The 255-nt window shown below is 66.7% G+C and carries 1 protein-coding gene; it reads right to left on the minus strand.

The genetic code is table 11. The features are described from left to right. On the minus strand, positions 1-255 hold a 255-nt coding region (locus tag K4B79_RS47595), incomplete at both ends, for an IS3 family transposase (protein WP_232033718.1).

Here is a 255-nt window from a genome sequence, read left to right on the forward strand (position 1 = left end):
ATACAGCCATCCCTCTGCAGTCGGCAGGCAGGTGATGTCACCGACGAGCTTCAGGCCGGGCATCGGCGCCGTGAAGTCCCGCAGGATCAGATCCGGCGCTGGCGCAGCCGAGCGGTCCTGTTTCGTCAGGGAGCGCGATTTCCGTCGCGTTATCCCGGCGATCTGCCTCTCCCGCATGATCCGCGCGACCCGTTTACGGTTCACGACCTGCCCGCGACGGCGCAGTTCGCGGGTGATCCGCAAGGCGCCGTAGGA

This window comes from Streptomyces lincolnensis (assembly GCF_021173675.1).
GTDB lineage: Bacteria > Actinomycetota > Actinomycetes > Streptomycetales > Streptomycetaceae > Streptomyces > Streptomyces lincolnensis_B.